The organism is Streptomyces sp. H39-S7, from assembly GCF_027158205.1.
GTDB lineage: Bacteria > Actinomycetota > Actinomycetes > Streptomycetales > Streptomycetaceae > Actinacidiphila.
The window spans coordinates 1-14320 of the sequence record NZ_JAPVLU010000078.1 but is presented as its reverse complement, the minus strand read 5'-3'; the positions used below and the strand labels follow the sequence as shown (position 1 = coordinate 14320).

The 14320-nt window shown below is 68.9% G+C and carries 13 protein-coding genes and 2 pseudogenes; 10 read left to right on the top strand and 5 right to left on the bottom strand.

Features of this window, described 5'->3' with window-relative positions; translation table 11 throughout:
• The first annotated feature begins 448 nt into the window (after positions 1-448).
• On the top strand, positions 449-1654 hold the full coding sequence (locus O3X23_RS40430; RefSeq protein WP_443048123.1) for a PP2C family protein-serine/threonine phosphatase: 1206 nt from the start codon (positions 449-451) through the stop codon (positions 1652-1654).
• On the opposite strand, the pseudogene O3X23_RS44400 reads toward O3X23_RS40430, so the two are convergent.
• Positions 1576-2367 (bottom strand): annotated as a pseudogene (locus O3X23_RS44400) (hypothetical protein); the annotation flags it as partial. The gene O3X23_RS40430 and the pseudogene O3X23_RS44400 overlap by 79 nt on opposite strands.
• Positions 2368-2695: 328 nt before the next feature.
• Between O3X23_RS44400 and O3X23_RS40425 the strand changes: the two are divergent.
• Together O3X23_RS40425 and O3X23_RS40420 are read left to right on the top strand one after the other, a co-directional pair.
• Positions 2696-3475 (top strand): LPXTG cell wall anchor domain-containing protein, encoded by a 780-nt coding sequence (locus tag O3X23_RS40425; RefSeq protein ID WP_269279148.1) that lies wholly within the window; start codon positions 2696-2698, stop codon positions 3473-3475.
• Between the two features lie 19 nt (positions 3476-3494).
• On the top strand, positions 3495-4160 hold the full coding sequence (locus tag O3X23_RS40420; protein WP_269279145.1) for a sortase domain-containing protein: 666 nt from the start codon (positions 3495-3497) through the stop codon (positions 4158-4160).
• Between the two features lie 341 nt (positions 4161-4501).
• On the opposite strand, the gene O3X23_RS44395 is transcribed toward O3X23_RS40420, so the two are convergent.
• Positions 4502-5565 (bottom strand): IS630 family transposase gene (locus tag O3X23_RS44395; protein ID WP_443048122.1). Its coding sequence is split into 2 segments (ribosomal slippage): positions 4502-5118 and positions 5118-5565, totalling 1065 coding nucleotides; the frame shifts between segments, so codons are not numbered across the junction.
• 297 nt (positions 5566-5862) lie between these two features.
• Here O3X23_RS44395 and O3X23_RS40405 point away from each other — a divergent pair.
• The 3 genes from O3X23_RS40405 to O3X23_RS40390 all read left to right on the top strand — a co-directional run bounded on the left by O3X23_RS40405 (position 5863) and on the right by O3X23_RS40390 (position 9848).
• Positions 5863-7068, top strand: coding sequence for an IS110 family transposase (locus O3X23_RS40405; protein WP_443048126.1), 1206 nt, complete (start codon positions 5863-5865; stop codon positions 7066-7068).
• Positions 7069-7723: 655 nt separating this feature from the next.
• A complete protein-coding gene (locus tag O3X23_RS44390; protein ID WP_443048125.1) occupies positions 7724-9565 on the top strand; it encodes a SpoIIE family protein phosphatase in 1842 nt (613 codons plus the stop codon).
• Positions 9558-9848, top strand: coding sequence for a PAS domain-containing protein (locus tag O3X23_RS40390; RefSeq protein WP_269279136.1), 291 nt, complete (start codon positions 9558-9560; stop codon positions 9846-9848). Before O3X23_RS44390 ends, O3X23_RS40390 begins: the two co-directional genes overlap by 8 nt.
• 136 nt (positions 9849-9984) lie before the next feature.
• Here O3X23_RS40390 and O3X23_RS40385 read toward each other — a convergent pair whose 3' ends face one another.
• Complete coding sequence (locus tag O3X23_RS40385; protein ID WP_269279133.1) at positions 9985-10215, bottom strand: hypothetical protein; 231 nt, start codon at positions 10213-10215, stop codon at positions 9985-9987.
• A 114-nt stretch (positions 10216-10329) separates the two neighbouring features.
• Here O3X23_RS40385 and O3X23_RS40380 point away from each other — a divergent pair, with 114 nt between their 5' ends.
• The 4 genes and pseudogenes from O3X23_RS40380 to O3X23_RS40365 all read left to right on the top strand — a co-directional run bounded on the left by O3X23_RS40380 (position 10330) and on the right by O3X23_RS40365 (position 13125).
• Positions 10330-10527, top strand: a complete 198-nt coding sequence (locus O3X23_RS40380; RefSeq protein ID WP_269279129.1) for a hypothetical protein — start codon at positions 10330-10332, stop codon at positions 10525-10527.
• 171 nt (positions 10528-10698) lie between these two features.
• A complete protein-coding gene (locus tag O3X23_RS40375; RefSeq protein WP_269279126.1) occupies positions 10699-10923 on the top strand; it encodes a hypothetical protein in 225 nt (74 codons plus the stop codon).
• 145 nt (positions 10924-11068) lie between these two features.
• A pseudogene (locus tag O3X23_RS40370) lies at positions 11069-11353 on the top strand (MerR family transcriptional regulator); the annotation flags it as partial.
• Between the two features lie 575 nt (positions 11354-11928).
• Positions 11929-13125 (top strand): PP2C family protein-serine/threonine phosphatase, encoded by a 1197-nt coding sequence (locus tag O3X23_RS40365; RefSeq protein ID WP_269279123.1) that lies wholly within the window; start codon positions 11929-11931, stop codon positions 13123-13125.
• An 82-nt stretch (positions 13126-13207) separates the two neighbouring features.
• Here O3X23_RS40365 and O3X23_RS40360 read toward each other — a convergent pair whose 3' ends face one another.
• Positions 13208-13549, bottom strand: coding sequence for an STAS domain-containing protein (locus O3X23_RS40360; protein ID WP_269279120.1), 342 nt, complete (start codon positions 13547-13549; stop codon positions 13208-13210).
• A gap of 107 nt (positions 13550-13656) precedes the next feature.
• Positions 13657-14088 (bottom strand): ATP-binding protein, encoded by a 432-nt coding sequence (locus O3X23_RS40355; RefSeq protein WP_269279117.1) that lies wholly within the window; start codon positions 14086-14088, stop codon positions 13657-13659.
• Positions 14089-14320 lie beyond the last annotated feature (232 nt).

Below are 14320 nucleotides of genomic sequence, written 5' to 3'. Positions count from 1 at the left end.
ATATCCGCTGCAACATCTGATGCGGCTTCCGTTGCCGCTCCTGGCGCGTCTGAGGGCAGTTCGACTCGTGTGGCGACGCCAAAGGTGATCCAGAACCACAATTCAGGCGTCGTCGACAGACACGTAGGGGCGCTGTGGCTCGCGGCCTGGGGGTGCCCCGTGAGGCCGCTGGCCCGCGCCACCCCAGGCCACCCAGGGCGGGGGCGATGCCGGTGGTGGGCGGTTCCCAGAGCGCTCCTGAACCGCCCACCGATCCGAACCCGTGGATCTTGCCATAGTCTGTGGCGTTCCGATGCGGAAAGCGTCGGGTGGTCTGTAGCTGTCACGGCCGGGCGTCACGCTGCCGGTTACGGGGGGTGTCACGCCGCCCGCGACGCACCTCCCACCGGGCGGCTCGCAGAGCACCGTCCCGGCCCCGGTGCCAGACTGCTCACAGGAGGTGAGTGCTGTGGCAGGCACGGGTTCGAGGACCGGAATCGACGAGGTTCTGCTGGAGGAACTGTTCCAGGACATCCGCGCCGCGGCCGCCACGGATTTTCCGGCCGTGGTCGACCGGTGTGCGGTCGCGCTCGGACTGGAACGGATCGTGGTGTACCTGGTCGATCTGCAGCAGCGCTTCCTGGTTCCGCTCGCGGAGGACCAGGCCACGATCGGTGTGGACTCCTCGTTGGCCGGCTGGGCCTACCGCACCTTGAGCCTGCGCGTGGAGGAGTTCCCCGCCGGTATTCTCACCGCGTGGCTTCCCCTCGTCGACGGGGTCGAGCGACTGGGAGTCCTCGGGGTGCGCGGCACGGCGCTGGACGCCACCTACCTGCGACGCTGCCGTATCGTCGCCTCCCTTTTGGCGACGGTGATCACCTCTACCCGCGCCTACAGTGACAGCCTGGTCCGGCACGTGCGCACCGAGGCCATGCAGCTTCCGGCGGAGATGCTGCGCGCCTTCCTGCCCCCTCGTACGATCGGCAACCCGCAGGTCATCTCGACCGCCGTACTGGAACCGGCCTACCGGCTCGGGGGCGACGGGTTCGACCACTCACTGACCCGTACGACTTTGCACGCCACGATCCTCGACGCCATGGGCCACGATCTCGCCTCGGGCCTGACCACCTCCGTCGCCCTCGCCGGTTGCCGCAATGCCCGCCGTATGGGTTCCTCGCTGCAGGGCCTCGTCGAGACCGTTGACCAGGCCCTGACTACCTGGCTGCCCGATCAGTTCTGCACCGGGATCATGGCGCAGCTGGACCTGGCGAGCGGAGCACTGCGCTGGGTCAACTGCGGCCACCCGCCACCCCTGCTCATCCGTGACCAGCGGGTGCTCGAACACGCCCTGGAAGGTAGGGCGCAACCTCCGATGGGCTACCCGGGTCATTTCTTGAACGAGCTGCGCACCGTGCACGAGCGAGTGCTGGAACCGGGGGATCGCGTGCTGCTCTATACCGACGGGGTCACCGAAGCGCGCGTCGCCGACGGTGCGCTGTTCGGCATGGAGCGCTTCACCGACTCCATCATCCGGGCGACGGCGTCAGGTGAGCTGCCCTCGGAGGCACTGCGCCGGCTCATCCACTCGCTGCTCGATCACGAGACTAGCCGGTTGAGCGACGACGCGACCATCCTGCTGATCGAGTGGAAGCCGGCCAGGCCGGGACCGGGGTGAACGGAGAGCGCCCGGAGTTGGTCAGGGCCTGGAGTTCGGGTGGCGGGGGTGCGTCACTCGGAGGGTGGTCCAGGGGTCGAGCCATGCGCGGATGGCGCGGATCGCTTGCGGCCAGCTGGCCTGTTGGGGCCTGTGGGGTTTGATTGAGCCCCCTTTCAGCTGGTTCCGCCGGTGTGGCGACCGGCGGGTTGACGGGGAGGACAGCGGGCTCCCGCTCCGGAGGTCGGGCGAACCAGGTGTCCCAGCAGAACGAGAACGCGCAGGTGACCAGGGTCTGGTGGCGGCGGATCGCAGTGTCGGAACGGACCTGGAAGTCGGCCCGGCCGAGTTCGTCCTTGATTTGTTTGTAGCTCTGTTCGATTCAGTGTCGGATGTCGTAGATCCGCACGACTTCGCGCAGACCGGCGACCAGTTCGGAGCTGTCGGCCTCGCGGCGGCTCCGGGGCGGGGCAGGTCGGTGGCCAGGTGCCAGGTCGACTGCGAGGGCAGGGTGTTGGGGCCGGTGGTGGCCACGACCAGGCGGACGTTTGCGTCGGGTCCCTACCAGCCGAGGCTGGCGTCGGCGGCCCGCCAGGTTTCGCCATGCCCGTCGCGGAACGTGCGCCGACCTGGGTCCAGTCGCCTGGACGCTCGGGGTCCGTCCAGGCCAGGACGCGGGCGGCGTGGACGGGGGTGTAGGCGTCCTTGCCGTAGGCCCAGCTGCCGTGGCTCGGCAGTGTCGACCAGCACGGTGAGGTCCGGGGGCCACCGTGAAGCTCCTGCCGCACGAAAGTGTCGGCCCGTGCTGCTTGAGTGCTCGTGGCATCAAAGCGGCATCAAAGCCCCCACTGATCGCTCACAGTCGCGGGCCGCGGCGGAATGGGGCTTCGGCGCGGCTTACCCGTTCGGCGGCGCTCTGCCGGTGGCGGGCCATTGCCCATGCCTACAGTGACGAAAAGTACGCAAACGTGTGCTTTCCGTGCGTCCGGTCGATCCTTCGTGAGGGCCGGCCGGGCGCGTAGGTGGCCGGGGTGCGAGCTCGCGGCGGGAGACGGAGTGATTGTGAGCAAGACGGCAATAACGGCGTTGGCAGTGATGGCGGTAGCCGGCACGACCCTGGCGCTGGCACCGTTGGCGGTAGCGGACGGCATGGGTGGTGGCCGGGGTGGGGAGCGGATGTTCTCCACGACGCTGAACCCGGTCCCGACGAACAACGTGACCGGTTCGGGTACCGCCAGCATCGAACTGGAGGGCAACGAGGCGACCGTGACCATCAACGCCTCCGGCCTGCTGGGCGGGGTGCCGCACGCGCAGCACATTCACATCGACGGGATGGGCCGCTGCCCGACCGCCTCGGAGGCCGGCACCCACAACGGCAAGACGTCGATGAGCACCAGCGACGGGATGAAGGCGTACGGGATGATCGGCACGTCGCTGACCACCAGCGGCGACACCACACCCACCAGCGCGCTGGCCGTGACCCGGTTCCCGATGGGGTCCTCGTTCCACTACTCCCGGACCATCCACGTCACCGATGACGTCGTGGCCAGCATCCGCAAGAACAACGCCGTCATCGTGGTGCACGGCATCGACTACGACGGAAGCGGCAAGTTCACCAACGTCCTGGGCGCCAGTGAGCTGGACCCGAAACTGCCCCAGGTCGCCACCGCCCCCGCCCTGTGCGGGGCGCTGCAGGCCGGCGGCAAGGGCGGCATCCACGCCGGCGCCGGCGGCAGCCAGGAACAACTCACCACCGGCCTGACAGCCGCCGGCGCAGTCCTGCTGATCGGCGGCGCCGGAGCCCTGGCGCTGCGCCGCCGCAAGACCGCCGACGCGGTGTGATCGGTACCAGCACCGGAATATGACGCCACACCGCAGGATGACGGAGGGCCGCCGCAGCATCGTGACTGCGGCGGCCGGGGTATGCGTCCTGGCGGGCACCGTGGCGCTGAGCGCTGGTATCGCGGGCAACTGGAACGTAGCCCCGCCCGCGAAGCCGGTACCTGCCGGCACCGTGCCCCCCACCGCGCAGCGCCCGGTGAGTTCGCCCATCCCGGCGGGACTACCGCGCTCGCAGCCGACAGCGGTGGACATTCCGCAGGTGGGGCTGCACGCAAACCTGCAGGCCGTCACCCTGTCACCGGACGGAGAGGTGCCGCTGCCGGAGGATCCGGTTTATGCGGCGTGGTTGGCTTCGTCCCCGACACCGGGGGAGCGCGGTGCCTCGATTGTGGCCGGGCACGTCGACACCGACCACGGCCCCGCGGCGTTCTACCAGCTCAGCGCCGTACACCCCGGCATGGCCGTCGCTGTGAAACGCCGCGACGGCACCACCGCCCACTTCACCATCGACGCCGTGGCCGTCTACCCGCAAAACGCCTTCCCCGCCGCCACGGTTTACGCGCCCGCACCGGGCCCGGCCCTGCGGCTGATCACCTGCACCGGGTGGGACCCCGACACCCGCGCCTACCAGGACAACGTCGTCGTCTACGCCACCACCCACCCCCGGCCCGTCCCAGACGCCTGACAGTGAGGATGTACGTGAGCGTTCCCCGGCGGGGTCTGACCCAACGCCTAGCCGACTAGGGCCTGTGGCAGGCGCATCCCCGACTACATCCCCGAGGCATGGCGCGATCGACGTGGCAGAACAATCGAACGAATGATCTAAGCCGGTATGGACGTGACCGACTCTCCTGACGACCTGCTCCAGAGGCAACCCGCCTGCCCAGGCGCAGGCCCAGTTCCGCGAAAATCGGCTCGTCGCCCGGGGCGGGTCAGCGTTCGAATGCGCCTCCCGCCCTGGACAGCAATCCCTCCCCTACTCACGTATGTACTGAACTTGAACTCGTGATGTCGGCCTGATCGGCATCAGCTTTCCATGATCAGGCCGGTGCCAGCGAGGCATCCGTCGACCAGGTGTGGTCGGTACTGGATCTGCTTGAGGCTTCGCTTCACGGCTCGGGCCAGTTGGTTGAGGTTCGCGGCGGCGAGGTTCCCGATGGTCCGTTTGACCAGCGACCAGACGCCCTCCTGAGGGTTGAGGTCGGGAGCGTATGAGGGGAGCTGGAAGACGGTCAGCCAGTCCTCGTTCGCTTCGATGAACGCCCTCATCTGCGGCATGAGGTGAGCGCGCAGGTTGTCCCAGACCAGGACCATCGGCCCGCCGAGCTGGATGTGTGCCCGGACTATCAGGTCGCGGTAGTCCTCCCAGGCGAAGCCCTTCTTCTCGTTCTTGCGGCCGCGGTAGACGTGGAAGCTGTAGAACATCCGGGATCGCTTGCCCTGCCTGTAGCAGGTCATACCGGCCATGGAGACTCGGCCGGAGCCCCGGCCACGGACGCGGACCTCGGGGGTCTGGCCCACCCGGCCCCATGTCCTGGCGCGCGGCGGTCTCATCGATTGCCCGGCCTCGTCCTCGAAGACGATCCAGGCCCCGCGAGCCGCCGCGGCGCTTTTACCCGCGGCCAGATCTCCTTCTTCCACAGCTCGACGGCCGCGTCGTCACGCTCGATCGCCCGGCGCGCCGGCTGCTGCCAGGACCAGCCGTGGCGTTTGAGCAGCCGCCATGTCCCCTCCACGGTGTAGGCGACGTGGAACAGGCGGCCGATCACCGTTTTCACCCGAGCCAGTGTCCATCGCTGATCATCCCAGCCATGCGCCAGCGGCCCGCGCTCCAACGCACGCTCCAGCCTGACGATTTGCCTGTCACTCAGCCTCGGCCGTCCCGGCGAGCCCTTCGACAGGACCCCGGACGCACCGCCCTCACGCCACAGCCGGCGCCAGCGTTCCACCGACCGCTCGGACACCCGTAGCGCGCCCGCGATCTCCCGGTTCTTCTCCCCGCCCTCGAAGCGTTCCACGGCCAACAGCCGGATCCGCTCCCGCACGGCCCTCTCAGCGTCGGTCAACCCGCCACCCTGCGCATACCTCACAACCCAGGACTACCGAAGCCGCCGGGTCGCTGTCAGGCGAATGGCCCCGACATCACCCAATCAAGTTCCTTACGTTGATGGTGGGTTGATTCCGGTCACTCGTAGGATCGGGAGGCCCAGGGGCACCGGGTGTGGCTGTCAAGCTCATGCCGTAGGAGTGGCTTCTACTGATTGGCCGCCCGGTGCCCCGCGACGACTCGGCCACTGATTGGGATGCGCGCGACACGATCGCTTGGTAAGGACACGCTGGCGAGGTCGTCTGCTGGGACTGATGCAGGAACTACTTCGGAGGTGGCCATGCCCGAATTGTGGGCCGGTATGGACGCGGGCAAGGCCGAGCATCACTGCGTGGTGCTCGACTCGGATGGCCGGCGAAAGCTGTCGCTGCGGGTAGCCAACGATGAAGCCGCACTGCTGACACTGATCGCTGATGTCCTCGAGCTGGGAGATGGCGGGCCGGTGACGTGGGCGATCGACCTCAATGCCGGAGGCGCCGCGTTGATGATCGCCCTGCTGACCGACAACGCCCAGCAGGTCCTCTACATCCCAGGCCGCACCGTGCACCACGCCTCCGGGTCCTACCGGGGTGACGGCAAGACTGATGCGAAGGACGCCTTCGTCATCGCGGACCAGGCCCGCATGCGCCGCGACCTCCAGACACTGCACCAAGGTGACAACATTGCCGTTGACCTGCGGATTTTGACCTCGCGCCGCCTGGACCTGGCCGCGGACCGCACGAGAGCGATCAACCGGATGCGGGCCCAGATGCTGGAGTACTTTCCGGCCCTGGAACGGGCCTTCGACTACAGCGCTTCGAAGGGCTCGCTGGTGCTGCTGACCGGCTACCAGACGCCGACCGCTCTGCGCCGGATGGGCAAGAACCGTCTCGCCGATTGGCTGAAGAACCGCACGGTCCGCAACTCCAAGCTCGTCGCGGCCACCGCCATCCAAGCCGCCGAGGCCCAGCACACCGCCGTTCCCGGAGAGAAGCTAGCCGCTGCCGTGGTGGCCAAGCTGGCGAGGGAGGTGATGGCCCTCGATGAGGAGATCGCCGAGACCGACGCCCTGGTCGAGGCCCGGTTTCGCGACCACCCGCACGCCGACGTCATCTTGAGCATGCCCGGTATCGGCACCGTCCTGGGCGCCGAGTTCATCGCACATACCGGCGGCGACATGAGTGTCTTCGGCAGCCCCGACCGCCTCGCCGGCGTCGCTGGCCTTGCTCCGGTCCCGAAGGACTCGGGACGGATCAGCGGCAACATGCGCCGGCCCCGCCGCTACTGCCGGCGCCTGCTGCGCGTCTTCTACATGTCCGCGCAGGTCGCCTCCCGATGCTGCCCCACCTCAAAGGCCTACTACGACCGCAAGAGAGCCGAGAACAAGACCCATAAGCAGGCTGTCATCGCCCTCGCGCGACGCCGTCTGAACGTCCTATGGGCCCTCATCCGCGACGGTCGCACCTTCGAGACCACCCCGCCACTCAACCCCGTCGCCTTGGGCTGACACGCTCACAGCAAGTCACCAACCCGCGTTGACAACTTCATTGGGAATCAGTAGCCACACGTCACAGGCACATAGCCGCCCTGGACGAGGTACCAATCCCACCCGGATGCGCCGCATTCGTGGAACTGTGCGCCTCGTCCGATAGCTAAAAGACATGTGGTGAGAACGTCGCCGCGGCGCGGGTATCGGGCGATCCGGTGGGCGGTGTCTAACGCACGAGCACCCGTTCACCGGTCACGCGGACCTGCCGGCACCTGGCACGTTCGGGTGCGGATGCTTCGGCGGGGGCAGCCGCGGCGACCGTCATGGTTGCGCCGACGATTTGCGATGACGGCGGCTGTCGAGCGGGTCACGTGCATAGGGGTCTCCAACTGCCGCGCTCGCGGTTGGGCACGGGGGCCGACTCCTGATCACCCGCACGTAGGGCGCATCCTGGTGCGTGGCTGGCGCCCGACACCCCGGGCCGCTGGGTCCTTGGAAGCGGCGTGTGCGCTGGCCGTGGCGCATTCTGGGCTTATGGGCGAGTTCGTGGAACTGATGCGGCCTACCGCTGTAGCGATGGTGCCGCAGTCCGCGGACATGCCCGGAGGGGCACCGACGGGGTCGGCCGGGCACGTAGGAGGCAGTTTTGGAGCGGGACACCCCTCTGCTGGCCGTGCGCGGTGCCTCCAAACGGTTCGGCGCCGTCCAGGCGCTGAGCGAGGTCGACCTGGAGGTCACCGCGGGCGGGGTGACCGGACTGGTCGGGGCGAACGGGGCCGGCAAGTCGACCCTGGTCAAGGTGATCTCGGGGGTGGAACCGCCGGACAGCGGGGTCATCGAGTGGAGGGGACGGCCGGTCGAGCTCCGTACGCCGCTCGACGCGCAGAAGCTGGGCATCGTCGCCGTCCACCAGGACCTCTCGCTCTGCGACAACCTCGACACCGTCGGGAACCTCTTCCTCGGCCGCGAGGTCCGCCGGTTCTGCAGGCTCGACGAGGTCGAGATGGAGAAGCGTTCCCGCGCGCTGCTCAACATCCTGTCCGTCCGGATCCCCGACCTGCGCGTCCCCGTCGCCTCGCTCTCGGCCGCGCAGCGCCAGGGCGTCGCCATCGCGCGTGCGCTGCTCGGGAAGCCGGAACTCGTCATCCTGGACGAGCCCACCGCCGCGCTGGGCCCCCAACAGGCCGCCGTGGTCCTCGCCATGGTCCAGCGGCTGCGTGACCAGCGGCTCGGCGTGCTGCTGGTCAGCCACGAGATGGAGGAGGTCCGGGCGGTCACGGACCGGGTGGCGGTGCTGCGCGTCGGCCGCAACACCGGATTCTTCGACACGAAGTACACCACCCAGGAGCAGATCGACTCGGCCGTCACCGGCAACCAGGCCATGGCGGTCACCCTCCAGCAGAGCCTGCTGCCGCACGGACTGCCCGACCAGGACGCCCTCGACGTCGCTTCCCGCTACCTGCCCGCGCGGGCGGGCGTCGGCGGCGACTGGTTCGACGTCATCCCGCTGCCGGGCGCGCGCGTCGCGCTGGTCGTCGGGGACATCGTCGGGCACGGGATGCACGCGGCCGCCACCATGGGGCGGCTGCGGACGGCGGTGCACAACTTCTCGATGCTGGACCTGCCGCCCGACGACCTGCTGGCGCACCTCGACGACCTCGTGAGCCGGATGGACAAGGACGACGCGGTCCCGGGCGGCGGCGGGACCCCCGCCGCCGGCGCCACCTGCCTGTACGCGATCTACGACTCGGTCTCGCGGCGCTGCGAGCTGGCCCGCGCCGGCCATCTGCCTCCCGCGCTCGTCCACCCCGACGGGACGGTGGAGTACCTCGACGTTCCGGCCGGCCCGCCGCTGGGCCTCGGCGGGCTGCCCTTCGAAGCGGTGGAACACGAGCTGCCCGAGGGCAGCAAGCTGGTCCTCTACACGGACGGACTGGTCGAGGACCGCACACGGGACATCGACGTCGGGCTCGAACTCCTGCGCACCGCCCTGTCAGGCCCCGACCGCGACCCGGAGCAGGCCTGCGACGCGGTGCTCGACGCGCTGCTCCCCGCGGAACCGAAGGACGACGTCGCGCTGCTCATCGCCCGCTCCCGCGCGCTGCCCCGGGACCGGATCGCCCGCTGGTCCGTCCCGGCGGAGCCGTCGGCCGTCTCCGCGGTGCGGGCCGCCGCCGAGCGGCAGCTGGAGCGGTGGGGGCTCGACGAGCTCGCGTTCACCACCGAGCTGATCCTCAGCGAGCTGATCACCAATTCCATCCGCCACGCGGCCGGACCGATCACTGTCCGCCTGCTCCTGGACCGCACCTTGATCTGCGAGGTGGCCGACGCCAGCAGCACCGCCCCGCACCTGCGCTACGCGGCCACCACGGACGAGGGAGGACGCGGCCTGTTCCTCGTCGCCCAGCTGGCCGAGCACTGGGGCACCCGCTACACCAGCGACGGGAAGATCATCTGGGCGGAGCAGCGCCTCCCCGCGGGGCGGGTGCCGGCCGACGTGACGGGCGGTGGCTGACGGGAACACCGCGCGGTCCCGCCCCCGGCAGGCCGCCCCCGCCGCTCCCGGATATCCGGACGGCCGGATCACGTACGCGAACCTCGGCGCCGGACTGCTGCTGGGCGCCCATCGCGAGGAGATGCTCGGGCGGCACCTGTGGGAGTGCCTCGGCTGGCTTTCCGACCCCGCGTACGAGGACCGCTACCGGGCGGCGATGATCTCCCGGCAGTCCACCGCGTACCTCGCCTGCTTCGGGAGGTACCGCGCGGCGGGCGCTGGCTGCCCGGCAAAGAGGCGCTGACGCTTGGCCAGGCACGGGCTCTGGTAACGGAGCGTCTGGGGCATACCTCGGGGTGTGTCACGCGGCGGACGGCCTGCGGGATGCCGCCGGTGATGCCGTTCCAGCATGGGGTTCTACGGACCGGAGAGAATGAAGATCATTTCCACCCGGTGTCTTCGGTGTGGATGCGGTAGAGCAGGATGATCCGGTCGCCGGTGTTGATGGTCATGTGGCGCAGGTCGGCTCCGCGTACCGGCTCGGGGGTGGCATTGATGGTCGGGTCTTGGGCGAGCTGGTGGCAGGCGTCGTACACGGCTCGGCGGCTTGCGGGGGCGCGGTGCGCAAATTCCTCGCCCAGTCGCTCGGGGATGTCGATGGTGCAGGTCACGCGGCTCCGGCTGGGCAGTCACCCGTAGCGGGTGAGGCCCGACTGGCGGTCGCGGCGGAGGGTGGCAGAAGAGAAGACGGGCTGCCGCTGGACAGGGCTTAGGGGAGGACAGCGATGCGCTACGAGTTTCGGGTTGAGGGGCACCTGTCTGAAACGCTCGCCCGGGCCTTCCCGGAGTTGGACCATGTGGTGATGGCGGGCCAGACAGTTCTCTACGGTCCTGTTGTGGACGAGGCGCACCTCTACGGGCTGCTGGCCCGTTTCCAGTCGCTGGGACTGCGGGTCCAAGAAATGCGACAACGGCCGATTTAGCTCCCGGATGAGGCGGTTCTGGGAAGGCCACAACCGTGGACTCTGCCAGCCTCCCCTACGCAACACCCCCACGAGACCCATGCTGAACGGGCTCCAGCCCACTTCGCGGTACCCGTCGACGTCGCATGGCCCGGCTCGCCCACCGAGCCGTCCCAAGGCATGCTGGAAGGCGTGACCAGCGCGCCTATCGTCGTGCACCAGCCCTCCATCTCGGGCGGCCGGAGAGTCACCGTGCACAGCAACAGTGGTAGCGAGATCCTCGGCACCGCCTACAGCGACCACGACCTGGTCGTGTTCCTCCAAGGTGCCGGTGTCGCCGTCGCTGCGGCCTTCCTGGACGACCCCCGATGGGTGGAGTGGCGCGGCGGCCACGCCCACGAGTTCAGCGCCGCGTGAAAAGCTGTTACCGATCCGCAGCCGTTGCCCCTCCATTGGGAAACTGAAGCGGGCTATCGCGGCATGCGGCCTCCGGCGGCTGGCTCTGCGGTCTGCCTACCTGCGTCCGGGGTACTCCATCCCTCCGGCAGCGTCTCGATGAGGCGACTACCCGGCCTACACCATCGGCCGGGCCGCCGACATGATCGGCACCACCCCCGGCCTCCTGAGCGCCATCGGTCAGGCCCGCCTGATCACCCCGCTGCGCTCCGAAGGCGGACACCGCCGCTACTCCCGCTACCAGCTGCGCATCGCCGCCCGCGTGCGTGAACTCGTCGACCAGGGCACCACCACTGAGGATGCGTGCCGCATAGTGGCACTGCAGGACCAGCTCGAAGAAGCCCTGGCCCTCAGCGAACAGCTCCGCGCCCGCGCCCACTCCGCCGTCTGAACCCGGCCGTACGAAGCCGTCTGCTGCGCATCCGCATCGCGTCCCAAGTGCGCAAGCCGGCCGCTGACATTCAGCGGGCTGCCCGGTAGTCGTTCCGCCGCCGCAGGCCGGCGCCCTGGTCATCAGTAGTGGTGAGCTCTGCGGTGGCACTATTGCGCTGGTCAACCGCCTTCCCGTTATCGGCGATCTTCTGCGCCACTTCGTCGGGATGGGGGCACGCAGAGTACCGGGCACCAGACCGACGGTGACTTGCGTTTCGAGGGCCCGCAGGAGGTCCAGCGTCAGTGGCTGAGGCAAGGCTCGCCCTGCGTCCTGCTCGTGGCGGATCTGTGGTGCAGGCAGGTTGTGCGGGGTCTATACGGTTGCGGGCGTGGGGTCGTTTTTTAGTTGACGGTTGGAAGAAGTCGTCGCCATGACGGCCCGCCGGGGGACTGGGGTGACCTGGTTGCCATGGCTTTCGCGCACGCCTTTTGGGTTTGCCCTGGTAGGAGATAGTCCATGAGGGACGCGTGGGGTGCTGGCGCAGTCGATGCCATGGTGCTGCGGCCGGTTAGTAGTGGGCCGCGGTGGCGGGCGTGACAGCGGCGGGTTTGGCGCGGGCGCTGGCGGGGTTGCTGGAAGCCAGTCATACGGCGCCGTTCGAGCAGCTGCCCCGCCTTCTCGACATCGCGGCGGAGCAGGCCGGTGCGGGCGGGGTGCGGCTGTTCGTGGCGGACCTGCAGGAGGACGTGCTGCGCGAGGTCACCGGGGTCGGCTTGAACGCCGGCGAAGGCGGCGAGGAACTCCATATCGAGGGCACCTTGCCGGGCCGCGCCTATCAGCTCACCCAGCTCACCGCTCCGGTGCATGGGGAGGGGTGCTGGGTTCCGGTGCTGGACGGCACAGAACGCCTGGGTGTCCTGCACGTGGAGCCCGCCCCCGGCGGGGGTGAGCTCGATGAGGGGGTGGTGTGGGCGTTGGCGTCGATGGCCGGGCTGCTGTTGACCTCCAAGCGGGCCAACAGTGATTCCCATGCCCGGCTGACTCGCGTCCGGCCGATGGGGGTGCCGGCGGAGCTGCAGTGGGCGCTGATGCCGCCGCGGACGTTCTCCGACCGGCGGGTGACGATCAGCGCTTTCATGGAGCCGGCCTACCAGGTGGCCGGAGACGCCTTCGAGCATGCGGTGGCCGGTGATACCGCGCATCTGGCGATCTTCGACGCCATGGGTCACGACACCTCTGCCGGTCTGACCGCCGCTTTGGCGATGTCCACCTGCCGCAGCCACCGCCGCACCGGCGCGACCATCCCCGAAGCCAGCAAAGCCATCGAAGACACCCTCATCCAGCAGTTCGGGCACAGCCGCTACGCCACCGGCATCCTCGCCGATCTGGAGCTGGACACGGGAAAGTTCAGCTGGGTCAACCGCGGCCACCTGCTGCCGGTGCTGATCCGCGGCGGCCGTTGGGCCAGCACGCTGCGTTGCCCGACGGCCGGACCCATGGGCAGCGGTCTGGGTCTGCCGGTCGTCCAGTGCACCGAGCAGTTGGAGCCCGGCGACCGGTTGCTGCTGTTCACCGACGGCATCACCGAGGCCCGCGACAGCGACGGCCGCGAGTTCGGTGTGGAGCGTTTCACCGACTTCATCATCCGCCACCACGCCGACCACCTGCCCGTCGATGAAACCCTGCGCCGCCTCATGCACGCCGTCATGGACTACCACCACGGACGCCTCCAAGACGACGCAACCGTCCTGTTCTGCGAATGGCACGGCCCAAGCGCCCTCGAGGGATGAAGCGGCCGAGCGGTGGGGCCAGCCCCCAACGGGACCCCCGCATGCAGCGGGCCCGGCGCGTTAGTTGTGGCCTGGGGGAAGCTTACGTTCGGAGGGCTGCGCCCAAGGTCGGGTACACGTCGATGACCTGATCCAGACCGACAATCTGCAGGGCGCGCCAGGGTGTGTCAGGGATGCTGCTCAGGCGCAACCAGCCGCCCGCGGCTTGCAGGGTGCGGTTGGCACTGAGCAGGGCGGTGATGCCGGTGGAGTCGGTGAAGGTGATGTGGGAGAAGTCGACGACCGCACAGGGCAACCGGCCGGTCGCGGTGATGGCCGCCTCGAGGGCGGGGGCGCTGTTGTAGTCCAGTTCCCCGGCAGGGGTCAGGACCGTGATACCCCGCGCGGTGGCGCAGGTGCGGATCTGTGTGTTCCCGCTCCGCAACGTGCCCCCTTCCCGAACGACTCGATATCGTCGATCATGCCTGTGGTCTGGTCATCAGCCCGCGCAGGTGTCCTGCTGGTGTCAATTCGCACACGGCGTCGCACGCCTTATTCGAGTGCGAGGTGTGCGCGGACGGTTTTACCGCACTCGGCGGTCTGGGTAGTGACCTGGTTGCACAGGGCCAGGACGATTTCCAGTCCGTGCTGTCCGATACGTCCGGGCTGGAAAGGCTGCGCGGTCGGCGGCTGCTGCGAGGTGTCGGACGCTTCGATCTGCAGCTGGCTTTCGTGCAGGTCCAGGGCAAGCGTGCACGGGCCGGGAGCGTGCCGCACCACGTTGGTCACCAGCTCACTGACCACCAGCAGCGCGTCACCCCGCTGCACATCGGCCACCACCACGCCCCACGCGGCGGCCTGGGCCAGGAACGCTTCGGTGAAGTCGCGTGTCTCGGCGATCGCCAGCGTCCGTGCGTCGTACGAGGCTGCCGCCTGCAGTCGGGCCTGCCGGGCCTGTCGGGCCTGTCGGGCCTGTCGGGACATCGTGCTTCCGTCCTGCCCCATGTTCTGCACCCCGGGCCCCCGTTCTGGCTCGTCAGTCCCTTGCCATCCCCGCACCCGCGCTAGGAGCAATAGAGCGGGTCATAGGGCAAGGCCGCGAAGTTAAGAGGCCGACAGTCCTGTCAACGGTGTGGGTTGTGCTGGCTGCTGGTGATCGTTGTGCATCCAGGCGGGCGCGAGGATGTAGGTCGCGCGGGCGACCTTCTGCAGGAGG